Genomic DNA, 24,084 nt, shown 5'->3' with positions numbered 1-24,084 from the left:
GCCACCTCACTCTTCGACCGCCTGGCCGAGGATTCCCCGCGGCCGCACGATCAGGATGACGAACAGCACCGCGAAGGCGACGCCTTCGGCCCAGCCGATGCCGCCCGGCACGTAGTAGGCGACCCAGGTTTCGGCAAATGCGAGCACGAAGGCGCCGATCACCGATCCCATGATCGAGCCGAGCCCTCCCAGAATGATGATCGCGAATCCCTTCACCAGCATGTGGAAGCCCATGAAAGGAGAGATGGCGCCGATGAAGCTCATCAGGACCCCGGTCGCGGCGCCCAAGGCGGCACTGATACCGAACGTCAGGCCATAGATGGCGTTGACGTTGATGCCCATAAGCCTGGCCGCGTCGCCATTCTCCGCCAGGGCCCGGCTGGCGCGGCCGAGCTCGGTGCGCTTGAGCCAGAAGAAGAGCCCGCCGACGAGGATCACTGCCACGGCAAACGCGATCGCGCGCGATACCGAGATGACGATGTCGCCGAACATGATCGACGAGAAGGCATATGGCGGATTGGCCGATCGCTCATCGCCCGTCCATGCGATAAGCGCCACATTCTGAAGAACCAGGCCAATACCGAAGGTCAGGAGAATCTGGTTGATGTGCGGCGCGTCGAGCACCCGCCGAATGGCGACACGAAAGATCAGAAGCCCGACGACGAGGCCGGCGGCCATGACCAGCGGCAGGGCAAGCAGCGGGTCCATTCCTGAAACATGAAGCGCCCAGAAAGAGGCGTAGGCGCCGAGCATGATGGCTTCACCATGCGCGAAATTGATGACACGAATGATGCCGAAGCTCAGCGACAGCCCTATCACCATAAGGGTATAGAGGCCACCGAGCAGCATCGCGTCGACGAGAAACTGCCCAAGAAAATCCATTGTTCGCTCCGCGAGTTGGAGGGCGAGGGATGCGCGCGAAGGCCGCGCGCATCAGTCGTCTGACCGCGTCAGCGAGTAACGGCCGTGATGTCTCCCGAGGCTGCCTCGAGCGGCCAGAGGACGACGTTCTTGCCGCCTTGTCGCTGGAAGACCACCATGTCGACGAAGGCCTGCTGCTTGGTGCCGAACCCGGTCGGCTCGAACTTGCCCCTTCCGTTCACGGTGGGGATGTCGAGCGATCGTAGTTCCTCGGCCGCCTTCGCCTTGTCGCCGCCGGCCTTGTCGAGAGCGACGAGCAGCATTCCCATGGCCGCGTAATGGCCGATGTCGAGGAAATCGGGCTCCATGTTGTATTTGGCCCTGAACGCCTCGGCCCAGGCCTCCGTTTCAGGGAAAAGCTCCGGGTAGTCGGGGTTGGCCGGATGATTCACGCCGGGCAGATAGGTCGTTACGCCCATCCATCCTTCCTGGGCCTCACCAACGGCTTCCTGCCATTCGTCGAGCTGGGTGTAGGCCGTGCCGACCAGGTACGGAACATCCAGCTTGCGGGTGTGGATCTGCTTGGCGAGCGTGATGGCGTCCGTTGTCTGGACGAGGCCGATCAAAATGTCGGGCTTGACGCGCGCAATCTTGGTCAGAACCGGATTCATGTCGGGCGTATTGGTCCGAATGAGCTCTTCCGCGACGATCTCGAAACCGGCCTCCTTGTAGAATTGCTGGACGTAGGGGAGATGGGTGCGGCCGTAATTGTCGTCGGAATAGATGACCGCAATCTTCTTGCCCTCGCCGAGATAGTGCTGCAACGCCTCGGCTTCAGACGTGTGATAGTGATAAGCGTAGGGATAGGTGTGGAAGAACGTGTCTTCCCCACCCGCGATCTCTTCGAGCTGGGTGCTCGATGAGCCGTTGACGATCCAGATGGGCTTGCCCTGCTGCCACGGCGGGACCGAGGCCGCCACGATCGGGCTGGCTACCGGCCCGATCATGAAATCAACCTTCTCGACCGAAACCAGTTCGTTGATCGCCGAAACAGTGGCCTGGGCTTCCGATTGCACGTCGCGGAAGAGAAGCTGGATATCATTGTCGCCGGCTTTAGTGCCGAACTTTTCCAACGCCATCTCGACGCCGCGACGACCGGATGCCCCATAGGCGACAAAGCGCCCGCTGAGTTCCATCGGGACACCAATCTTGATTGTTTCCGCGCCAGCCGGCGCGACTCCCGCGAATATCGCAACCGTTGCCGCCAGTGCTGCCAGCCGAGCTGCGATCTTGTTGCGTCCTGCACTCATCATTCCCTCCCGGTTTTTTTCATCCTGAGTCGACGGACCACCATTGGCGGCTCCTCCCGTCATCTTCGAATGCACTGTTGGTCGCCGGGCGCCATCGCTGCGACGAACGCAGAACAGGTCCGCGTTTAGAGAGAATATAAAATGAAACTGGATCCGTCTAGTGAAATTTTCGTTTGACAAGATGACGACCCCAGTCCTAGCCTTTGCAAGAAGTTGACAGACGGCAGGGAGGATCGACCGGATGGCGTATGATGACATTCTGTATGAAGCGGCCGAGGGTATCGCGACTATCACGATCAATCGCCCCGAGGTTCGAAACGCCGTCCGGCCAAAGACGTACGAAGAGCTTACGGATGCCATGCGCAAAGCCGCCGAGGACGCGACGATCGGCGTCGTCGTGCTGACTGGCGCGGGCGACAAGGCATTCTGCTCCGGTGGAGACGTCAGCGACCAGTCGAAACGGACCCCGCATGTCGGCCGCGCTCATATGCGCCGGCTCTACAATCTGTCCTCCATCATGCGCATGATGGACAAGCCGATCATCGCCAAGGTCCGCGGCTTCTGCGTCGGTGGCGGCAACGAGATCAATCTTTTCTGCGATTTGACGGTAGCCAGCGAAGACGCCAAGTTCGGCCAGGTTGGTCCCCGGGTTGGCAGCATCCCGATCTGGGGCGCCTGTCAGCTCCTCGCCCGTTATGTCGGAGAGCGCAAGGCGCGGGAGATGCTCTACACATGTCGTCTCTATACGGCGCGCGAAGCGCTGGAGATGGGCCTGATAAACGACGTCTGCTCTGCCGACGATCTCGACTCAAAGGTGAACGAGCTCTGCCAGACCATACTGGACAAGAGCCCGCAGAGCATCCGCATCGCCAAGATCGCACTCAACACCGGCTCCGACCAGGAATTCTACGGCTCGTACTTCCCGACATCCGAGCTTCTCGCCTCGATCTACGGCAATGAAGAGAACATGGAAGGCATCAGCGCCTTCCTCGGCAAGCGTCCGACCGACTTCCGCAAGTTTCGGCGTTGAGAATCGGGAAGGAGTGCTGACATGCAGATGGGACTGGAGGGGAAGGTCGCGCTGGTCACCGGCGGCGCCCGCGGTATTGGCTTCGCCGCCGCAAGGATGATGGCTGCGGAAGGAGCGAAACTGGTTCTTGTCGACATCAATGGCGATGCCGCCCGCAAGGCCGCGGAGGACCTGTCGGCAACGACCGCCGCACTGGGCGTCGCCGCCGATATATCGAACCGGGACGACGTGAAGCGGATGGTGGAATCCGCGGTCGCGCAATTCGGCGGCATCGACATTTTCGTCAACAGCGCGGCCGTTCTCGACGACAAGCTGTTCCTGGATTCCGACGTCGAGGACTGGCAGAGAATGCTCAATGTCTGCCTCTACGGACCGATGACATGCCTGAAGGCCATCCTGCCCGGCATGGTCGAGCGGGGTTACGGCCGGGTCGTATGCCTTGCATCGGATTCAGCCCGCATCGGGCAGGCGCGGCTCTCCTATTACGCGGCCGCCAAAGCGGGCGTGATCGCCTTGGTCAAATCGGTCGCGCAGGAAGTAGGCACCTCGGGCGTGACGCTCAATGTGGTCTCGCCCGGGGCAACCAACACGCCGCTGAGGATCGCGCGAGAGAACAGCCTCCTTGCCCAGATGGGGGAGGAGAAATACGCCCGACGCCAGAAGTCGGTTCTCAAGATGTATCCGACCGGCCGCATCGGTGAACCCGACGACATCGGGGCGGCCATCCTTTTCCTCGCCAGCGACCGCGCATCCTGGATTACCGGCCAGGTTCTGAGCGTCAACGGCGGCTTTGCGATGCCCTGAGGAGTCGACGACGATGGATTTCACCCTGTCCGAAGAGCAGCGCATCCTCCAGGACTCCGCCCGAAGCATGGTTGCGAAGGAACTGCAGCCGATCCTCGCCCGCAACGATCCAGACCGCCCGCTTCCCAAGAAGGAAATGCTTGCGGTCTATGCCATCTTCGCCCGCGAGGGGCTGACCGCGCCGCGCCTTCCGATGGAGGATGGCGGCAGCGGCATGAAGATGCTCGACTACGGCCTCGTGTTCGAGCAGCTGCCTCCGCCTCTGGCCATATCGCTCCTGTCGCATGAGTGCACCGTCGCCCGCATCCATGCCGACAGCGATCCGACGCAGCGGGAGCGCTTCCTCCCGGATCTTCTGGCGGGGCGCAAAATCTGCTGCACGGGGACGACGGAGCCCGACACCGGCTCGGATCCCCGCGGCGTCCGCACCCGCGTCGTCGAAGAAGACGGCGCGCTCGTCATCAACGGCCGCAAGATGTGGATAACCAACGGCACGGCCAGCGATATGATGGTCGCGACCTGTTCCGCCGGCGAGGAAAAACGTGGCGCCGTCATGCGGCGGGTGGTCGTGGACCGCGCGGCATCGCCTTACGAGGCCATCGAGATCCGCAGCCTCGGCCTGCGGCAAGGACACCTTTCCGAGATCCTGTTTGAAAATTGCCGGGTGCCCCGGGAAAATGCCCTTGGCGAAGGAGGTGATGCGGCGCGCATCCTGACGCTCACATGGAATGGCAACCGGCCGCTCGTGGGGTTGGCTGCCGTTCACCTCGCTCAGAAGGCGCTCGATGCCGCGATAGAATATGCAGGCGTGCGCCGGCAATTTGGCCGAGCGATCGGCCAGCATCAGCTTATCCAGGAGCGGTTGGTCGACATCGCCGCTGACGTGATGGCCAGCCGGCTACTTTGCTATCAGGCGCTCGACATCATCGACCGGGGCGGACGGGCGAACGGCTCGTCAGCAATGGCCAAGCGGTATGCGACCAACGCGTGCGAGCGCGCCGTGTCTCTCGCCATACACGTCCACGGCGCGATGGGCATCAGCTGCGAAGCGGGCCTCGAGCAGCTTTATCGCGACGTCAGGATGCTGCCGATCCCCGACGGCACCAACGAAATCCTGACGCTGATTGCGGGGCGCGAGCTTACCGGCCTCGACGCGATCCGGAACTAGGCGGGCGCAAGGGAGGATACTGGCATTGTTGCACCCAACCTACTATGGCGATGCGGAAATGGCCGCGTTCCTCGCGCACGGGGCATCGCCCCGTCGCGTACGTTGCCGGAGTTCTGCCGTCATAGAAGACTTTGGGAGATAGTTCATGATCAGAGCCGTCGGGCGCGCGCTGGCAATCTTCGATGCATTTGACGAGGCACATCTGAGCCTCTCCTTGCAGGAGATCGGCGCTCGCATCAACATGCCTAAGGCGACCACCTTCCGTCTGGTTCACACGCTCGAACGGGCGGGGTTCCTGGTGAGGCTCGACAACCAGCAATACTGCCTTTCGCTGAAGGTGGTCCGGCTCGCCGGCCTGGTCAAGGGAACGATCGGCATCCGCGAGGTCGCGCGTCCGGCCATGATCGAGGTGGCTCGGGAAACCGGGGAAACCGTGACAATCAATGCACTCACCGGCCATCAGCGTCTTTGCATCGACGTGATCGATACGCCCTCGCCGCTCATGACCATCGTGCGGGCGGGAGAGCAGCTTCCGCTGCTTCATGGCGCGACGGGCAAGGCGCTTCTCGCCTATCGGGCCGCCGACGAGATCACGAAGATCATCGCGGCGACACCGGGCGGAGACCACGTGGACAGGGCCGAGCTCGACGCCGAGCTGGAGCAGGTCCGCAGCCTGGGATACGCGCTTACGAGCGGCCAGCGCGTTCCCGGCATCACCGCGATCGCGGTTCCGCTTCGCGATATGCGCGAGGAAGTTATCTACTCGTTGGCGCTCACCGGCCCCAGCGTCCGCATGGACGAGAACCGGGAGCGCTTCGCACAAATCATGCTGAACGCCGGCGCCGAGATATCGAGCCGCCTCGGCAGCATCGAGGCATCGAGGGTGCTTGCACTATGACGGGCGGCGGCGCGCTTGCGGGACTGAGGGTACTCGAGGTCGGCTCCGCAGCCGCCTATGCCGGCAAGCTTTTCCGGGATCATGGTGCGGACGTCTTCCTTATCGAGCCTCCCGAGGGGTCCGACCTGCGCTTCCGCCCGCCCTTCATCGAGAATGCGAACGTACCCGAGCGCAGCCTTTCCTTCATGTATCTCGCGGCCGGCAAGAAGAGCATCGTGATCGATCTCGAAGACGCTGCCGAACGCAACCGTTTCCGCGAGCTCATCGCGAACGCCGACATCGTGCTGGACGACCGGCTGCGGAACTGGTGGGACGAGAGGGACCTCGGATATGAAAGCCTCAGAGCGCTCAACAGCCGGCTGGTTTGGTGCTCCGTAACCCCCTTCGGACAAACAGGTCCTTATGCTGACCGGGCGAGTTGCGAACTCGTCGCCATGGCAACCGGGGGGATGACCTGGCTGACCGGCTATGCAGACACGCCCGTCACTTGCAGGGGCGGAATTGCGGAGCGCAGCGCAGCGCTCTATGCCGCGGTGGCCTCGCTGGCCGTCGCCCTTGGTCCGGACTGCGCACGTGGGCGGTACATCGACGTCTCCGTGCAGGAAGTCATCGCGCTCGGCACAGAGACCGGCCCCCAGTTCCACGATCTGCAGGGAATCCTGCGCCGGCGCAATCCGGATTTCCAGAAGCAGGCCGGTATTGGGGTCTATCCGTGCCTCGACGGCTGGGTGATGGTGTATGCCGCCGAAGCCGGCGTAGGAACAGGCTGGACGCGCCTGATCGAATGGATGGTATCGGAAGGAATCGATGAAGCCCGCTCAATGCTTTCGGAGGAATGGGCGACGAACGAGCACAAGCAATCCCCTGCCGCGCGAAAGCAGTTCGCAGAAGCCTTTGCCCGTTTCGCAGCACGCCGACCCAAGCAGGAAATGTTTGTCGAGGGACAGCGCCGACGAATTGCCATCGCGCCCGTCAATGGACCGGAAGAAGTGCTTAACGACCCTCATCTGCAGGAAACCGACTTCTTCCGTAAGATCGACCTTCCGGATGGCAGGCACATTCGCGTGCCGGGCGCGGCCTTCCGGATGTCGCGGACACCAGCGCAGGCAGGACGAAGTGCCCCAGTCCTGAACGGAACCGGCCAATGAGTGACGATCGGCCGCTCGCGGGAGTAAGTATCCTCGATCTTACCTGGGTCGGCGCCGGCCCGTTCTGCACAAAGGTGCTTGCAGATTTCGGTGCCGAGGTGGTGAAGGTGGAGTCGGCTCGGCGTCCCGACCAGTTGCGCAAGGCGGAACCGCTGGTCGGTTCGCGTGGCATCGAGGAAAGCGGCTACTTTGCCAACCGCAATGCCGGAAAGCTGAGCGTTTCCGTGGACCTCAAGCATCCTCAGGCACGTGGCGTCGTGCTGGCGATGGCCGCTCGCAGCGACGTTGTCATCAACTCCTTCTCGTTCGGAGTGATGGAGCGCCTCGGCCTCGAATACGAGGATATGAAATCCGCCAGGTCGGACATCATCTGCCTGTCGATGCCTCTGGCAGGGAGGGACGGGCCATATCGCGACTTCGTAGGGTACGGCATGAACATCGCCGCTCTCGTAGGGTTGATGGCGATGGGCGCTCTTCCCGCGCGATGGCCTGTCGGGACGGGGACAAATTTTCCCGATCATTTGCCCAATCCGCTCCATGCGGCCTTCGCAATTCTTGCCGCCCTGGCCTACCGGCGGCGTACCGGCCTCGGCCAGGAGATCATTCTATCCCAGATCGAGAGCACTCTTGCACCGTTCGCCGACGACATTCTGGAGTGGGGTGCGAACGGAAACGTCTCCTCAGGTGCCCATGATGACCCGCAGGCCGCGCCGCACGGCTTGTTTCCCTGCCGGGGCGAGGATCGTTGGATAGCGCTCAGCGTAACGGGCAATGCAGCTTTCGAGCGCTTCTGCCGGGTGATCGAGCGCCCGGCTCTCGCGACAGATCCGCGTTTTGCGGATCATCCGGCCCGTCGGGCACAGGCGGCCGAGCTCGACGCGATCATCTCGCAATGGTCGCGAAGGCACGATCCGCGCGCGGCGGTCGAGCTGCTGCAGGCGGCGGGCATTGCCGCAGGCGTGGTGCAGAACGCCGCCGACCTGGTGGACCATGACCCACATCTCGCCGCGCGAGGCTTCTGGCAACGACTTGATCATCCGGTGATGGGCAAGACCCTCTATCACGGCGTGCCTGCCCGCATCGAAGGCATAGACAGTTGCTACCGTTCGTCCGCTCCGCTGCTCGGTCAACACAATGACGAGTTGCCCCGCCTGTCCGGACTTACGCGGGAACGGATCGCGGAACTGAAAAACGAGGGGGTCCTTCGTTGACGGCGATCGCGACTTTCGAGCTGCCGGAAGATCTTGCCATGGTGCGGGACAGCGTGCGCAGGTTTGCGATCGAGCATCTGCGACCGCTGGAGCGGATGGTGCTTGAACGGGAAGCCGCGCGCGGTTTCGGCGACGAGCCGCTGGTCCCTCGCGACGTCGAGTTGCAGCTTAACGCGCACGCACGGGAGATCGGTCTCTATGGGGTCGACGTACCCGAGGAATATGGCGGTCAGGATCTCGGCGCTCTCGCCAAATGCATCGTCATTGAAGAGCTGAAGCAGAGCATAACGCCCTATGTCGCGCCGCCGGACAGTCCCAATCTTCATCTGCTGAAGGCGCTCTGCCGCGGCGATCAGATCGAGCGATATCTCCTTCCCTATGCGCGCGGGGAGAAGAAGGCCTGCCTGGCGCTCACCGAAGCGGGTGCGGGATCGGACGCAGGCGCCATCAGGATGCCGGCGCGACGCCGCAACGGGAAATGGGTTCTGTCCGGTTCGAAGATATTCATCTCCAACGCCCGTTCGGCCGATTTCATCATCGTGATTGCCGTCACCGATCCCGCCAAGGGCGCGCATGGAGGCATGACGGCGTTTTTGGTCGACAAGGGAACATCCGGCCTGTCGGTGCCGACGAACTACGCCATGATCGGGGAATATTGCCCCTATGAGGTGGTGTTCGACAAGGTCGAGCTCGACGACGGTCAGGTGCTCGGCGAAGTGGGTCAGGCTTTCGCCCCCCTTCAGCAGCGCCTTGCGGTCCGCCGCATGGAGATATCGGCGCGCTGCCTCGGGCTGGCGCGGCGATGCATCGAGATGATGATAGAGCAGGCCCAGAACCGCTCCACCTTCGGCCGCCCGCTTGCGGACCGGCAAACGGCGCAGTGGTGGATCGCCGACAGCTTCCAGGAAATGGAGATGGTGCGGCTCATCACTTGGCGGCTCGCGAGCCGGGTCGATCGCGGCGAGGCGGACCTCCGCTCCGAGGCCTCGATGGTCAAGGTCCAGGGAACCGAGATGATCGCGCGCGTGGTCGACAGGGCGATCCAGCTCCACGGCGGCATGGGCGTCTCGAAGGAACTGCCGCTCGAGTACATCTACCGGGCGACCAGAGTCTATCGCATCGTGGAGGGACCGAGCGAGGTGCATCGATGGATCATAGCGCGCGACCTTCTGCGCAACGGCGTCAGGTCTTGAGATGACGATTCGCTGCGAACGCCACGGACCGGTCACCGTGATCACGATAGACCGGCCGGAAGCCCGCAACGCGCTCGACGTACCATCGGTTCGGGCTCTCGACGAGGCTTTCGCCACCTTCGAAGCCGACGACGCCAGCACAGTGGCCATCGTAACCGGAGCCGGCGAGAGGGCGTTCTGCGCGGGCGCGGATCTCCGGGGCGGCGCAATGGTCGAGGACGCACCCGCGCGAGCCGTGTTTGCCGGCACGGACCGAAGCCTGGTGGTCGATCCTGGCGTGACCAAGCCGATCATCGCCGCCGTCAACGGCTTTGCTCTGGGCGGCGGGCTGGAACTGGCGCTTCTGTGCGATATTCGCGTCGCCAGCTCGTCCGCGCAGTTCGGTCTTACGGAGGTCGCGGTCGGCTCGATGCCGGGCAGCGGCGGCACGCAACGCCTGCCGCGCCTCGTCGGCCCCGGGGTTGCGATGCATCTGGCGCTGACGGGTGAGCGGATCGACGCGGCGGAAGCGCTGCGGATCGGCCTCGTGACGCGGCTTTGCGAACCGGCAAGCCTCATGGAGGAAGCGATGGCCATCGCCCTTCGCATCGACGCCAACGCCCCCCTTTCCGTGCGTGCTGTCAAGAAGGCGATCAGGTCCGGCCTCGACATGACCTTGGCAGAGGGGCTCGCCTTCGAGCGCGCGCTCTTCAATATCCTTCGCGACAGCGAGGACCGGCAGGAGGGACGTCTGGCGTTCCGGGAAAAGCGCAAGCCGGCATGGAGGGGACTATGACATCCGGGATGTCCATGAGCGGCCGCGCCGCGATTGCAGGCGTCGGAGCGACAGCGCAGGGCAAGCTTCCGGGCAGGACGGCACTCGACCTCGGCATCGAGGCCTTCCGGCATGCCCTGGACGATGCGGGACTTCGCAAGGAGGATGTCGACGGGCTGCTGACGATGCCCGGAACCACGTCTCCCGAGGGGAGCCTCCACTATCTGCGCTTCGGGGAAGCGGTCGGCATCAACCCACGCTTCACCGCCAGCCTGACGATGGGAGGCGGGACGGCAGGCGCGCTGGTGCAGATGGCCGCCCTGGCGGTGGCGTCCGGAATGGCGAGCGTCGTCGCCTGCGTCTTCGGCGATACTGCGAAGACCGGCGGCGTCCGCTTCGACAGGGCGAGCGGCGGCGAAGTGCCCTGGTCCCATTGGGGCATGATGGGCGCGACGGCCAACAGCGCAGTCGCGGCCGACCGGCACATGCATGCCTACGGCACGACGAGCCTCCAGCTCGCCGAGGTCGCGGTCGCCTGCCGCTACCATGCCTCGCTCAATCCGAACGCGGTCATGCGCGAGCCGATAACCGTGGAGCAGCATCAGGAGTCGCGCTGGATAGTGCGGCCGCTCCGGCTGCTCGATTGCTGTCTGATATCGGACGGCGGCGTATGCGTCATCGTCACGTCCATCGAACGCGCCCGCGACATGGCGAAGAAGCCTGTCGCCATCGCCGGCATGGGACAGGCTTATACGGCCCAGACGCTCGAAGCAGAGAAGTGGTGGTACGTCCCGCATCAGAAACAGGCGCTGGCGGATGCATTCCGCATGGCCGGGTGCGGGCCGCAGGACATCGACGTCGCGCAACTCTACGACAACTTCACCATCTCCGTCCTGCTCTGGCTGGAACATGCCGGCTTTTGCGCGGAGGGCGAAAGCGGTGCGTTCGTGGAGGGCGGAAGGATCAGGCTCGGCGGGGAGCTGCCAGTCAACACAGCCGGCGGGAATCTTTCCGAAAGCTATATGGAGGGATGGCTCCATGTCGTGGAGGGTGTCCGTCAGATGCGCGGCGAATGCGGGGGCCGTCAGGTCAAGGATGCCAAAACCTGCCTCGTCACGGGCCGGGGCATGGCGCTCAACTGTGCCAATGCCATGGTCCTGCGGACGGTTTGAGGGAGATCGAGGATGGATGGTCAGTCTGCTGTTCCGGCAAAACCCGTGCCAGCGATCACGCCGCTCAACGAGCCGTTCTGGCGCGGAGCGGCGGATGGCATGCTATGCCTGCAACGGTGCCTCGATTGCGGGCATGTCCGGTTCCCGCTCGGGCCGGTCTGCACGGAATGCCTGTCGGAGCGGGCGGAATGGGCCGAGATGTCGGGACGCGGACGGGTGCTGTGCCATCTCGTTTTCCACCAAGTCTATCATCCCGCGTGGCGAGCCGATGCGCCCTACAGCGTGATCCAGATCCAGCTCGATGAAGGACCGCGGCTGTTCTCGAATGTCGACGATCCCACCCATGCAGACATCGGGACGGATCTTGTCGGCAGGCGCGTCGAGGCGGTCTTTGAGACCGTCGCCGACGGCATAGGCCTGCATCGTTTCAGAGTCGTCGACTGAGGCGGGGAGGAACCTCCCGCCCCTGCCCTGTCGGTCACAGCGCCTTTTCGATCGCTTCTCCAACCAGCACGAGTTCGCCGTGCTGGTTCCTGGCTTCCACCTCGAAGCGTATCCGTCGCTTCTCGTCGTCCTTTGCGGCGAGACGCACCACCGTCGTCACCGTATCCCCGACGACGACGGCCTTCAGATATTTCGCCGATGTCGACAACAAGGCGGTGCGCACCCGGAACCGCTCGCAGAACTGCACGATGGGCCTGGACATCAGCGCCGACGTCATGACACCGTGCGCCACACGATCCGGATAGGGCGTGTTGGCCCGCGCCCAGTCTCCGTCCATGTGAAGCGGATTGAAACTCTGGATCGCATGGGCAAAGGCATCGATCGATGCCCCGTCGATGAGTTGGCTGCTCGATTCCGTGTCGCCGACGGTGAGGGATTCGTAAGTTCCCGTCCAGTCGTCAGTCATCGGATCATCTCCAGAAAAATCCCGCCGCCGGCAATCCGGCAGCAGGTTCTTCCATCCGCTCAATAGGCGTCGGAGGCGGGTACATACACATATCCGTCCATGATGCGGCGTGCAGTCCGGCCGAAGCCCAGAGCCTCGATCTCCATGCCTTCCTCGTTGTTGGACGGCCGCGTCTGTACACGCACATGCATGATGCCCAGCGGATGGCCGATGGAGAGCGTCTTCTTTTCCGCCGCGCCGACGGCGAGCGCCTGGTTCACGATGGAGTCCGGTATTCGCGACGCGCTCGCGATGCACATCGAGCCCGTCCCGGCCATGCTCTCGTGGCAGCGGTTCATGAAGATCAGCCGTGCGCGCAGATCCATGCCGTTCGCGGATGCTTTCGTGCCGGCCATCGTCACGTAGTCGGCAGGCTTCGAGACGAATACCACAAAGGGTAGAAACGGCGACTCTTCGTCGACCCGCCTCCAGTCCGAGCAATACCCGATGCGTTCCGCTGCCTTGCCTCGTATCTCGCGAAACCGCTGGACGAGTTCCTCGTCCGGATTGATGGTCTCGGGCAATTCGTCGCCTTTGAGCCCGATGTCCGCGGCACGACAGAAGACGATCGTGTTGGCGACGTCGCATATCGTCACTTCAAGCTCGCTGCCGTTCTCCAGCTTCAGCACATCGGTACGATTGCCGGTAGGCAGGATCTTTCCCGTCTTGGCCCCGGCGGTCATACGATAGTCGAGGAATATCTCGGCGCCCGTGCCCGGCACGCCGGCGATGGCAAAGTCGCCCTGGACACGCGCCCGTCCATTACGGGTGGGAACCCGGGCGACGATGATCTTGCTCGTGTTGGTGTTGTGAATGCGGATCTCGGTTTCGGTTTCGCCGGGCCTTACGAGACCGGCATCGAGGGCGAACGGGCCGACACCGGCGGAGATGTTGCCGCAGTTGCCCGTGTAGTCGATGACGTCCTTGTCCAGCTCGGCCTGGGCGAATGTGTAGTTGATATCGGCACCCGGCACGCTGGACGGACCGACGATCGCGATTTTCGAGGTGACGAGATGCGTTCCGCCAAGCCCGTCGATCTGCATGACGTCGGGAGTGCCCATGATCCGCTTGAGCAGGCTGTCGCGGGCGGGTCCGGGGGGAGGCAGATCGTGCTCGTGCAGATAGACGCCCTTGCTGGTTCCGCCGCGCATCAGGGTGCATCGGATGGCGATCTGTTCAGGTTCGAGGTAGCTAGCCAACGGATTGTCTCCTCCCGGTTATGCCGTGCTCGGGCTCGCGACCTCCTACGGCGATTTCCTCTGCTCTCGCGCGGCCCTCGCCAAGCGCGCCGATCGGCTGCGCGGCCGTCGGGGCCGTTGCGGAGAGCCTTATCGGGCTGCCGAGCAGGGGCCATTCCAGCCCGTCGCGCATTCGGCGCACCACCGTGCCGGAGCTGCCGGTTTCGGGGTCCTCGGCCACCTCGGCGACGGACCTCACCGGAACGGCGAGAATTCCGGCCGCACGCAGGCGCATGCTCGCATCAGCGCGGTCGAGATCGCCGAGGCCGGAAAGCGCCGCCTCTACATCGTCCCGCCCGGCCTCCGCAGCGATGTAGCCATCGGAAACGGGAAAGATCGCGCAGGTATCGCGGCCCTCTCCGTTCCAGGCAGTTTGCGTCAGCCAGACGGCCGCATCCTGCATGGCGAGGTCGATGCTCTGGCCGAGGCCGGAACGTTCCCGTTCGGCGATCATCGCGAGGATGGCATAGAGCGCGAGAATGCCGCCGGTGATGTCGCCGGCCGAGATGCCGAGCTTTACCGGGATGTCTTCCACCCGCGTCAGATCCATCAAACCGGACATAGCCTGGACGACGGTGTCGAAGGCCGGGCGCCCCGGATGGCGTGAATCCGCGCCAAAGCCGGATATGCCGCAATAGACAAGCCGCGGGTTCAATTCCTCGAGGCGGGAAGGCGAAAAGCCGAGCCTCGTCAGGGAACCCGGCTTCATATTCTCCACGAGGACGTCCGCCTTGCGGACAAGCGCGGTGAACAGCTCCCTGTCGGCCGGGTCGCGCAGATCGAGGCTGACGCTGCGCTTGCCGCTGTTGCTCATGGCGAAGAAGTAGCCGGTTCCCGCCTGATGCGGCGGCCAGGCGCGGGACGCCTCCCCGGCCAGCGGCTCGATCTTGAGCACTTCGGCACCGAGCGATGACAACTGGCGCGCCGCGAGCGGCGCGGTCGTGTACTGGCCGATCTCAAGGACCAGCAGGCCTTCGCAGGGAGGGCGCGGTGTCGCTGACCCGGGCGACGGTATCTTGCGGCGTGCTTCGGCGTGCCCGGAATCGGCGTTGCCGCGCGGCGGGGCGGCTTCCGGTTCGATGCCCGGCGTGCGCGAGGTCTTCAGCGGCGTTCCCGCCACCAGTACGCTGCGTCCGGTTGCAGGGTCCTGAACCCGGCGCGCCATCCGGCGATGGACGATGTTCGCATCGGTTTCGAACTGCGAGACAGGGATGATCGGGCCCGATGCAATGTCCCCCGCCGAAAAGGCGCTGATACACTCATCCACCGAGTGGCTGCCGGTCCATTGGTTGACCACGGCATCGACTTCATCCACCTGGTCGACGCGGTCGACCAGCTTGACCAAGGGTCCCTCTCGTGCAAGCTCGGGGCGGCCCATGAGATCGCACAGCTTCATCCAGTGCTCGTCCTTGGCCGAGCAGAGCAGGAGCCAGCCGTCCCGGGCGTGATAGGCATTCCAGGGCGCAGCCATGGGATGCCGGTTTCCGGCGCGTTGGGTCTTCTTGCCGCCGTAGTGAAGTGGAAGGAAGGTCGCCAGCGAGTTGATGCCGCATTCATGGATCGACACGTCGAGCCGCTGGACGACGCCGTCGCGATCACGGACGCGCAACGCCGCCAGCACGCCCGCCGCAGCGTAAATGCCGGCGTGGAATTCCAGCACCGGGACATCGCTCGGCGTAGGCGGGGCATCCGACGGTCCCGTGATGTCGGCAACGCCGCTATAGGCCTGGAGGATCTTTTCCGGCCACCCCCGCTTCTGCGCCGGCGCATCCGGGCCGAAGCTCGTGATGTCGCAGACGATCTGATCGGCGCCCGACCTTGCCGCCAGTTCTGCGAGTGCCGGACGGTCCAGATCGGAGGAAAACAGGAGCACATCCGCCGCCTGAAGGACGCGATCGATCTCGACGGCATCGGCGGAAAGCGACAGACTGTGCTTGCCGGCCAAAAGGGTCGGCCGGCTCTTCCATTTGTTGCGATCTCCCGCATCTTCCGGCTCGACCACGATCACCGTAGCCCCGGCCTGCGCCAGTAGAAGCCCGCACGCCGCCACCGCCCTGCGTTCACCGATCTCCACGACAATCATTCCGTCAAGCGCGGAATGGCCCATGAGCTCTCCTCCCACAACCTCAGTTTCATCTAACGAAACCAGGTTCGTTTTTTTATACGCTACAATGCGAGAGTGCCTTTGTCCAGCGTTCGTCGATGTTTACAGGCGTGATTGATGGATGCCGAAGTCATGGCTGGCTCACCACGCTTTCATCGACCAAGCGGGATGGAACCAGCCGGCCGTTGTTTTTCGCCATCACCGGACATAAAGGCGGCCAAGGTCGCGCGAACGACAGGCACACACATTATGTCTGCTTCGGGATACGGGCGTCATTTCTCAACAACAGCCACTCCGCACCCCTCGTCTCGAACAGCGCGGCGCCGTCTTGTTCGGGTTGGAAACACCAACGTGCGTCGCTCCTTGATCGACCCGCGCACGATCGCAGCCATAAGTTGTGCCGCACTTTCCTTCCAGCCTATCCAAGGCATATCCTCGGACCTCGGATGACGATCCTCGTGATAGAGATTGAGCCAGTTTCTGACGGCTTCGGCCAAGTCCTCCGGCCCAAGCCCCTCGAAATAGGTGGCATGATCGCCTGCGATCTCCCGGAAAACCGCGAGATCACGGGCCAGGATAGGCAGCCGGTGCCGGGCTGCTTCGATAAGCGGCAGGCCAAAGCCCTCGCCTTCGGAGGCCATGATCAGGCAATCGGACGCGGTGTAGATGCGCTCGAGAAATTCGTCAGATACGCCCTCAAGCCAGAATAGACGTTTGCCGAGAAGCGGATGGCCACGCAATTTCCCCGCGAGCGCTTCCGTGCTCCATCCCGCTTTGCCCAAAATAACGAGATTTGCTTCAAACCCCTTCTCCCATAACGTCTCAAAAGCAGCCAGCGTCTGGGCATGCCCCTTCCTTGGCTCAACCGTTCCAACCATGAGAAAGCTGGGCACGGCCGCCAAACGGTCAAGAACCTGTCCAGCATCTTCCGGCAAGCCCGTCGACCCCGCCGAATCGTCGAGATCTGCACCAAGGTGGAATGCGTCTATGGAAACCCGTCCTTGCCTGTGGGGCGCGTTTTCGTCCATCCATTCGAACAGATCGTCGGCCACTGCCCGCGAGATACAAACGGCACCGTCATTCTCCGCAACAACTGCAAGCCACCTAGAAAAACTGCTATGCGCTCCGGGAAGAAAGTGATGAGGCATGTGAATGCAAAGGAGGTCGTAAACCGCGAAGACGACCCGAACGCCATACCGCCGAAGCTCCTGATAGAAATTTCTTTGGGCCGGAACAACATGCGGCTGAAGATCAAGCCCCAGGAAAATATCACCCGGTCCAAATTCTATGGGTTCGTCAATCAGTATGTCATTTTCACAACCTAGAAAACCGAGTGTAAAGCGCCGGGCATAACGGTATTTCGTTGTATGAGTGGCGTATACGGGTTCAATTCTGTAGCCCTCGGGCGGCGTATGCAGCCATTGCCTCAATATATTACGAACGACACGCTGGATCCTTGTGCCCACGTCGCATTCTACAAGCGAAGAAATGTCCACCAATATTTGCTTTTGCCGGGGACATGCAGGAAACGAGCGCGCGAGGGCGTCGGCCAAACCCATCACGTCCCCCTGATTGCCGGGGGTAGGCAAGGTGCCTATTGCGGAGGAAAGAGCCCGCCAACTTCCAGCCTTGCGATCGTAAAAGCGCTCAATGGCCTCGTAATATTGCGCGGCGCACCTTTTCGGACCATGCTCATCCAGAATAATCTTCCGGGCTGCACCGCCCAACTGATCCCTTCTTTCCCGATCCTGCCACAGCGCCTCCAATGCCGAGACCAACTCCGCATCGGTAAAGTCATCAGGGAGCTTCCAAACAGCTTCATCGGCCAAATCCGCCATGCTGCCATTGGCGTTGACGATTGTCGGCAAGGCATAGTTCATGCAATCGAGGACCGCAGCTGAGGTTTCGCCACGGGAGAGGGTTCGCAATTGCACCGCCATATCGGCAGCGGAAAGATAGCGCCTGAAGACTTCGGTATCGACCCAGCCGCTGATATGGATTCTCTCACCTCCTTCGGCCTTCCGGATCGCAGTGTTCAACTCCTTTCCATAAGCGCCGGGGTGGTTCTCGCCGACAAATATCAAGTGACAGCCTGGATCGCTCGCAAGAGATGAGCGCTGCCAGGCTTCGAGCAGGCGCAGACTCTGCTTGGTTGGAGCGATTATTCCGAAGGTGCAGACCAAAAAGTCCGATGGCCCGAATCCTAGTGCCTTGCGTGCGGCGCTTTTATTCGTCTCGGCTGCCGGATTGCGCAGAAGCGGTATGACTGCCCAATTCGTATCGTCTCCATACCAGCGCCGCGCCAGACGTAGCGTATTGGGAGAATGGGCGATCATCCCAAGACTGCCGCGGATTACGTTGAGACTGCAAGGATAAGCCCAGACGACGTCGGCGGTATCCGATGCAGTAAAGCGCTCCTTAAGGGCCACATACCCATGCGCATCGTACAATTCTCGTGTCCAGAAACCCGGCGCTAGCTGGAGGGCCTCCATATGCGCAGCAATGCCCGAAAGAAAGAAATCATGCAGAACCACGACTCCCGGCACCTGCCTGAGCAGATCAAACATATGCTCATGAAAGCCGGAATTTCCGAAATGATAGAGGATCCGATCATACAATGCTGCATTTGCAGCAAGCCATTCAGAAGTGCGGATCGGACAATTCTTCCGGATCCAGGGATCGGAAACCTCTTTTTGACTCACGACTACGTCGATCTGGTAGTGTTTCGAGAGCGCGCGCAAAAGCTCGGCGCTATAGTCGGCTATGCCGCTGCGCTCCGGCGGCAGGGGTGATACGTAAGCCAGCCGCGGACGTCTACGTGTAGAGGGCGCGGCTTTCAGCTGCCGTCCCACCCCGTTCCGGGCCAAGCCCTCCATTGCAGCGATCGCCTTTTGCGCGCTGCGGTCCCATGAAAACCGTTTCGCCTGCATCTTGCCGTGTTCCACCAGCTTTCGCCGGTACTCCGCATCGGTCAATCCCCGGTGCAGCGCCTCTGTCATCGCCTCTTTGGAGCGAGGATCGAACAGTGCCTCGTCGAGCCCGATAACCTCGGGAATGCTGGACGTGTTGGCGCCGATGACCGGTGCGCCACAGCGCATTGCTTCGAGCGCCGGCAGGCCGAACCCTTCGTGCCACGACGGAAACACAAAGAGCGTACAAAGGTTGTAGAGGGCGATCAGATCGTCTTCTGGAACGAAGCCGGTCATCACCAAATCCCCATGCGTCAGCCCGGCCTGTCTGCCGAGATTTTCCAGCCGCTCCTTTTCGATCGGAGGCACGGAGCACACGATCGCCAGTCTGTGCTTGTCACGCACATCGGCGGGCAAGCTCGCAAAGGCCGCAATCAGCCCATCGATATTCTTTCTGTGATCGATGCCGCCCGTATACATGACGAAAGCGCGGTCGAGTCCGTACCGTGCCCGCAACTCATCCTCATGTGACTTCGAAATCTCGATCGGCCTGAATTGCGCATCTGCATCCGTAGAGATCGCCTTGCAGCGGCTTTCGGGCAACTGGAGATGCTCAATTCCTTCTCGCGCCGACGATTCTGAAATGGCGAGCCAGAGATCAGCCCTGCGCAGATGCTCGATCTTTTCGAGGTACCATGCTTTGGTCGCTGGATTCTCCAGATAAGGCTGGCGGTGGATAAATGGGATGAGATCGAAGAGGACTGTCGCTGTCAAAGGCCCGTTTTCTACCTTGCCTATGCTGGTGACGGCGTCGTCACCGAACCCTTCGAACAGACTGCTGACGAGAACGATATCGGGATCAAGGCTGGCCAGAAACGCCTCGCGTGTCAGCTCGGCGGCGCTGCGACGCCAGTTATTTTCTGAATCCATATGAGTAACCGGCCCACATGCGTCCCATACGCGGATGTTGTTTCGCGGTAGGAGGCCCTCAAGATCCGATATGATTGGATCGATGGTGTCCGGAAAAAGATCGCTCAAGGCAATGATTACCTCGTGCGCATTCCGGTTTCGCAAGATCGCTTTGGCAAGGGCCATTGAATAGCGACCTATACCCCGATTACGACTGCCTGTGGACTGCGCGCCCAGAAGATCGATCACGATCCGCATTAATTTGGCTTCCGATTGTTTTGCCCCGTAAGGATCAGCGCATGTATCTCCCGGGCGCGCGACGAAAGCTCCGACGCCTCTGTTCCAGAAAAGACCACCTTCGACCGCGCCGAGGTCGTCGCTCCACCCCCCATGACCAGCGATCGCAATCTTGCTTCGACTGAAAGCGGAAGGACGCCAATGATTCGCCTGGCCTGACGCGAAAGTCGGGGGCGCGCGAGAATACGACGGGCAAGCCCGGTCGCCAGCCGCCGCGCCGTGCGGCGAGGACGCGAGCCCGGCTTGAGCGTTAGCCAGGCATGGACGCCCCCCTTGAACCAGCGCGCAGTTTCCACTGCTTTTCGTGCCGGGGCGGTGATCCGCCAGGAACGCGATACCATGAGAGCGTTAATCCGCTGCTCCAATGCGATGCGCTGTTCCCGTTCGAGAGCCATTTCCTCTTGCGCGACCACCTGCTGCTCGAGCGCGGCACTCCTTTCCCGTTCACTGGCCAGGTCGTTCTCGAGATCTGTCCGGGCCGTCTGCACCTCGGCGAATTGTTCTTCGAGGGCAATACGGACATCGCGTTCGACTGCTGCCTCGGTATCCTGAAGGACGAAATCAGACGAACCTGCCAGCTTGAACCCATCGAAAATGTTGGGCCCGACACCGAACGCATCCTTGAGATCGGGATGGTCTTCGCTGACATAAAACCTGTTCAATCCGTCGAAATAGACGAACTCGTAACCGAGCGCGAGCAACTTTGGCTCCCATTCATCGTGGGAGGGTTCCTGCGTAAGGGGTAGAGTGCTTTCAATGACCACGATCCAAGGCCTCACACCGGAGGGAGGCCAGCCATCGAGGACAGCTTCTTCCATGCCTTCAACGTCGATCTTGAGCCAGTGGATAGTGCGATCCGCGTATCGGTCGAGAATGGCGGCAAGGGATGTGCTCTTGACCTTCACTTCCCTGCATTCACGCCCTTCGCCCTCATGCCTGCGGGCGATCTCGGGATCCCCGGTGCTCAAGCCCATGTCGGCGAATTCGAAGAACACGATCTCGCCCGGCTCGCGATCGACAGCGACCTCTATGACCTCTTCGTCTGGCCGATCCTGACGCAGTTTCTCCGCGTAATGGGCGTTCGCCTCGACATGCACGCCACGCCAGCCCTGCTCGTAAAGCCCGCGGCTGACCGAATCCGTGAGCGGGTCCTGGGCGCCGACGTCGATATAAAATCCGCCTTCAACGTGCCTCAGCGCACGCCACAAGATGACGTCCTCAAAATTCTGGGCGTAGGAAACAAACATCATCGCGTAGGGAAAAGAGAGGAGCGGGCGTCATTCAACGACATATGGGGAAGCCTGATCCCCGCATCCTCGCGGAAGAAGCTTGCAACGATCAGGCCGTCCCCGCTGTAAGACTGCTGAACATCGTGCTGCGCCAGTATGGTCGCTCCCACCTGGTTCAATATCGCGAGACAATCGGTGTGAGTTGTCGTGGAGCCGGAAATACTGCTGTGATGGGTCGACATGACGACGAACCGGACAGTGCCGTCAGCAGCTGCCTGCATGGTCTTGGCGAACGGCAATTCCTGACCCTGCACGTCCATATGCAAAACTTCTATGACGCGATCACCGGCAAGCCGCAGTATCGCTTCGAAGTCCAGGCAGGGCAGTCCTTGGACTGCCCCGGTCGATTCGCACGGCATTTCAAGATGGTCCAGATACTGGCCGCCCACCCAAGCCTGATGAAATTCGATCCGGCTTTCAAGTTCGTTCAGGGCGGCGTTTTGACGCCCTACCGAGAGATTCGCCGGATCGGGCTCCACACATATCGCCGACGCACCCGGAATTTCATGCAGATACCATAGTGTATAGTAGGCCCAGAAGGCACCAAGCTCGACGATAAGAGAATTGTGCCGGACATATTTGAGCATATGATGGAAGACGAGTTCTTCCTGCGGTTCGTGATGCCCCTGCAGGGCACGGATGACCTGCGCCATCCAATCGCCGTGATAGCCGCCTGCTCTTACCTTGATTCCGTTGTGCATGATCTGCACAGCACCGGCGGGCGTTTCGATTGTCCGCCCGGCTTCGGCAACCTTTGTGATGCCAGCGCAATCTTGGCACCCAATGGTCATGATGGACCGCTCCAGTGCGTTCATGCGCCGATTCTTTCCACAGAGAACCGGAAATCGAGCGCCGTCGTTCCGGCAGAGTACGGGCGATCCACATTCACGACGTCGAATACAAGGGCGTTGTCCTGCCACTCGTAATTGCTGTCAGCATGGTTATCAGAACCGGTCAGCGCCGGGGTAACGGCATAGGAACCCTCCCCCAGAGCACAAGTGAAGAACAACTGATAGCTGACGGTCTCGCCAGCCTTGACGTCTTCCACGATCTGCTTTGTGTGCCACGTATTGGTACCCCAGACGACATGTCCGGTTCGGTCACGCAGCATATAGCCGAGGACCAGACGGGGAATGTCCTCGTCAGCCTTTGCGATGAGGTGCAGCAACAGTTTCTGTCCGATTCGAGCAGCGGTGACAGGCTGGCCGCTCTTCGCGTCGAGAAGGTCCAGTTTTACCGCTGATACCGAGAAACTGCCCGAGCGGGTATAATTCCAACCATCCTTGTTCCGGCGCTGCTCGACCGTCAGTTTGGAGTTCTCCTTCTGGGCGATCAGCGCGTTGTAAAAATCGACCACTTCGTCCGGCGCGCCGTCCTTGAGTACCTTTCCCTGGTCCAAGAGAATGACTCTATCACACAAGGCGCGGACATCACCCATGGTGTGGGTTACGAAAAGGATCGAAGTCCCTTCCTGCTTGAACTGCCGAATACGGTCGAAGCTCTTGTGCTGGAAATAGCTGTCACCAACCGAAAGCACCTCGTCTACGATCAGCAACTCCGGCCGTTTGGCCGTTGCCAGCGCGAAGGCGAGTCGCGCCTGCATGCCCGACGAATAAACACGCAAAGGCTCATCGAAATAGTGGCTGAGTTCGGCAAATTCCTCAATCGCAGGCATCAGGCGCGAAAGTTCGTCTTGGGAGAGGCCCATCAACCCTCCTGCCTGATAGATATTCTGGCGGCCGCTCATTTCCGGATTAAAGCCCAGCCCCAATTCCAGAATCGCGTTGATGCGGCCACAAATCCCGATGCTGCCCGCCGATGGCCTGATTGTCCCGGTTATAAGCTTGAGGAGTGTGCTCTTGCCTGCGCCATTCTGGCCGATGAGCGCTAGCGCTTCGCCCGATCCCAGCACGAAGCCGACATCGCGCAAGACCCAGGTTTCGCTGATCGGGCGTATTGGCGCACCAAACCACGACGCAAACCGGGCAAAATTGGACGCATAGGTGGCGTAGCGTTTCCCAACTCCACGCACATCAAGAACAGGACTATTCATAGCGCATCCACGAGTTCCGGACTTGCGCGTCTGAACACCGCGAACGCTGCGGCCGCAAATCCAATCGACAGCGCCGCAGGTATGAGAAGCGGCATAAAGTCCGGCCAGCGGTTAAGCAGCATAGCGTCCTGATAAATGCCCACCAGAGCGACCATGGGATTCAGATTGATTATCCAGCGCAGATGATCGGGAACGATCTCGATGGGATAGACGATAGGTGTCAGCCAGAACCAGAGCTGGAGAACCACGGCCATTACCTGCCCGATGTCCCGTACGAACACGTTGAATATGCCAAGCGTCAAGCCCAGGCCAAAAGCAAAAAGTGAAATCAGGACAATACCAATCAGCAGCGACAGCCATGCGGTCCCAGGAAAATGCCCGAAAAAGAGGAACACAACTGCGATGGCCAGCAGCAGCAGGACGTGATTGAGCAATGCGCCACCCCAGACGATCACCGGCAGGCATATCCTCGGAAAGGCAATCTTTTTGAGTGTTGGGGCGTATTCGATGAATACTGTAAGGCAACGGCTCAGTATCTCATTAAAAAGGGTCCAGGCAGCCATGCCTGACAGCAGGTAGATGGGATATGCGGCTCTGTCTTCAACGCCAGCCAAGCGCGTTCCGAGAACTTCGGCCAGGATAATCGCGAAGATGGCGGCTTGAGCAAGGGGATGAAGGATGGACCACAATAGGCCGAGACGCGAGCGCGCGAAGCGCCCCTTCATCTCTCCATAAACGGAAGCCATAACGAAATATCGATATCGCCAGAGCGCAGCCAGCATGTCTA

General features: G+C 61.5%; 20 protein-coding genes. 10 read left to right on the top strand and 10 right to left on the bottom strand.

What is annotated here, in order from left to right; genetic code table 11:
* Positions 1–6: 6 nt before the first annotated feature.
* Complete coding sequence (locus M9945_RS03870) at positions 7–882, bottom strand: branched-chain amino acid ABC transporter permease (protein WP_367943479.1); 876 nt, start codon at positions 880–882, stop codon at positions 7–9.
* A gap of 68 nt (positions 883–950) precedes the next feature.
* Positions 951–2,246: an ABC transporter substrate-binding protein gene (locus M9945_RS03865; protein WP_367943478.1), complete on the bottom strand. Its 1,296-nt coding sequence runs from the start codon at positions 2,244–2,246 to the stop codon at positions 951–953.
* A 166-nt stretch (positions 2,247–2,412) separates the two neighbouring features.
* On the opposite strand from M9945_RS03865, the gene M9945_RS03860 reads away from it, so the two are divergent.
* From M9945_RS03860 to M9945_RS03815, 10 genes are all read left to right on the top strand, one after another.
* On the top strand, positions 2,413–3,201 hold the full coding sequence (locus M9945_RS03860) for an enoyl-CoA hydratase-related protein (protein WP_367943477.1): 789 nt from the start codon (positions 2,413–2,415) through the stop codon (positions 3,199–3,201).
* Positions 3,202–3,222: 21 nt separating this feature from the next.
* Positions 3,223–4,005 (top strand): SDR family NAD(P)-dependent oxidoreductase, encoded by a 783-nt coding sequence (locus M9945_RS03855; protein ID WP_367943476.1) that lies wholly within the window; start codon positions 3,223–3,225, stop codon positions 4,003–4,005.
* Positions 4,006–4,018: 13 nt separating this feature from the next.
* A complete protein-coding gene (locus tag M9945_RS03850; protein ID WP_367943475.1) occupies positions 4,019–5,173 on the top strand; it encodes an acyl-CoA dehydrogenase family protein in 1,155 nt (384 codons plus the stop codon).
* Between the two features lie 145 nt (positions 5,174–5,318).
* A complete protein-coding gene (locus M9945_RS03845) occupies positions 5,319–6,071 on the top strand; it encodes an IclR family transcriptional regulator (RefSeq protein ID WP_367943474.1) in 753 nt (250 codons plus the stop codon).
* Positions 6,068–7,219 carry a CaiB/BaiF CoA transferase family protein gene (locus M9945_RS03840; protein WP_367943473.1) on the top strand — a complete coding sequence of 384 codons (1,152 nt, stop codon included), beginning with the start codon at positions 6,068–6,070 and terminating at the stop codon, positions 7,217–7,219. Before M9945_RS03845 ends, M9945_RS03840 begins: the two co-directional genes overlap by 4 nt.
* The gene (locus tag M9945_RS03835) at positions 7,216–8,430 is read left to right on the top strand and encodes a CaiB/BaiF CoA transferase family protein (RefSeq protein WP_367943472.1); all 1,215 of its coding nucleotides are present in this window, start codon (positions 7,216–7,218) and stop codon (positions 8,428–8,430) included. Before M9945_RS03840 ends, M9945_RS03835 begins: the two co-directional genes overlap by 4 nt.
* Entirely contained in the window at positions 8,427–9,623 is a 1,197-nt protein-coding gene (locus M9945_RS03830) for an acyl-CoA dehydrogenase family protein (RefSeq protein WP_367943471.1), read from the top strand. Before M9945_RS03835 ends, M9945_RS03830 begins: the two co-directional genes overlap by 4 nt.
* A 1-nt stretch (position 9,624) precedes the next feature.
* Complete coding sequence (locus M9945_RS03825) at positions 9,625–10,398, top strand: enoyl-CoA hydratase/isomerase family protein (RefSeq protein ID WP_367943470.1); 774 nt, start codon at positions 9,625–9,627, stop codon at positions 10,396–10,398.
* Positions 10,395–11,549 (top strand): thiolase family protein, encoded by a 1,155-nt coding sequence (locus M9945_RS03820; protein ID WP_367943469.1) that lies wholly within the window; start codon positions 10,395–10,397, stop codon positions 11,547–11,549. The genes M9945_RS03825 and M9945_RS03820 overlap by 4 nt, the downstream gene beginning before the upstream one ends.
* A 45-nt stretch (positions 11,550–11,594) precedes the next feature.
* Entirely contained in the window at positions 11,595–11,993 is a 399-nt protein-coding gene (locus M9945_RS03815; RefSeq protein WP_367943468.1) for a Zn-ribbon domain-containing OB-fold protein, read from the top strand.
* A 34-nt stretch (positions 11,994–12,027) separates the two neighbouring features.
* On the opposite strand, the gene M9945_RS03810 is transcribed toward M9945_RS03815, so the two are convergent.
* The 8 genes from M9945_RS03810 to M9945_RS03775 form a co-directional block, all read right to left on the bottom strand.
* On the bottom strand, positions 12,028–12,459 hold the full coding sequence (locus M9945_RS03810) for a MaoC family dehydratase (RefSeq protein WP_367943467.1): 432 nt from the start codon (positions 12,457–12,459) through the stop codon (positions 12,028–12,030).
* A gap of 59 nt (positions 12,460–12,518) precedes the next feature.
* Positions 12,519–13,697: a 2-methylaconitate cis-trans isomerase PrpF family protein gene (locus M9945_RS03805; RefSeq protein ID WP_367943466.1), complete on the bottom strand. Its 1,179-nt coding sequence runs from the start codon at positions 13,695–13,697 to the stop codon at positions 12,519–12,521.
* Positions 13,690–15,843: a CoA transferase gene (locus M9945_RS03800; RefSeq protein ID WP_367943465.1), complete on the bottom strand. Its 2,154-nt coding sequence runs from the start codon at positions 15,841–15,843 to the stop codon at positions 13,690–13,692. The genes M9945_RS03805 and M9945_RS03800 overlap by 8 nt, the downstream gene beginning before the upstream one ends.
* A gap of 269 nt (positions 15,844–16,112) precedes the next feature.
* Entirely contained in the window at positions 16,113–19,916 is a 3,804-nt protein-coding gene (locus M9945_RS03795) for a glycosyltransferase (protein WP_367928472.1), read from the bottom strand.
* A complete protein-coding gene (locus tag M9945_RS03790) occupies positions 19,916–21,202 on the bottom strand; it encodes an FkbM family methyltransferase (protein WP_367943464.1) in 1,287 nt (428 codons plus the stop codon). Before M9945_RS03790 ends, M9945_RS03795 begins: the two co-directional genes overlap by 1 nt.
* Entirely contained in the window at positions 21,202–22,059 is an 858-nt protein-coding gene (locus M9945_RS03785) for an FkbM family methyltransferase (protein WP_367928470.1), read from the bottom strand. The genes M9945_RS03790 and M9945_RS03785 overlap by 1 nt, the downstream gene beginning before the upstream one ends.
* On the bottom strand, positions 22,056–23,297 hold the full coding sequence (locus tag M9945_RS03780; RefSeq protein WP_367928469.1) for an ABC transporter ATP-binding protein: 1,242 nt from the start codon (positions 23,295–23,297) through the stop codon (positions 22,056–22,058). The genes M9945_RS03785 and M9945_RS03780 overlap by 4 nt, the downstream gene beginning before the upstream one ends.
* Positions 23,294–24,079: an ABC transporter permease gene (locus M9945_RS03775; protein WP_367943463.1), complete on the bottom strand. Its 786-nt coding sequence runs from the start codon at positions 24,077–24,079 to the stop codon at positions 23,294–23,296. Before M9945_RS03775 ends, M9945_RS03780 begins: the two co-directional genes overlap by 4 nt.
* Between the last annotated feature and the right edge of the window lie 5 nt (positions 24,080–24,084).

The sequence above is a fragment of the Aquamicrobium sp. genome, assembly GCF_023954335.1.
Taxonomy (GTDB): domain Bacteria; phylum Pseudomonadota; class Alphaproteobacteria; order Rhizobiales; family Rhizobiaceae; genus Aerobium.
Note: the sequence above shows the minus strand (reverse complement) of the source record. Positions and strands in the feature narration are given on the sequence as shown.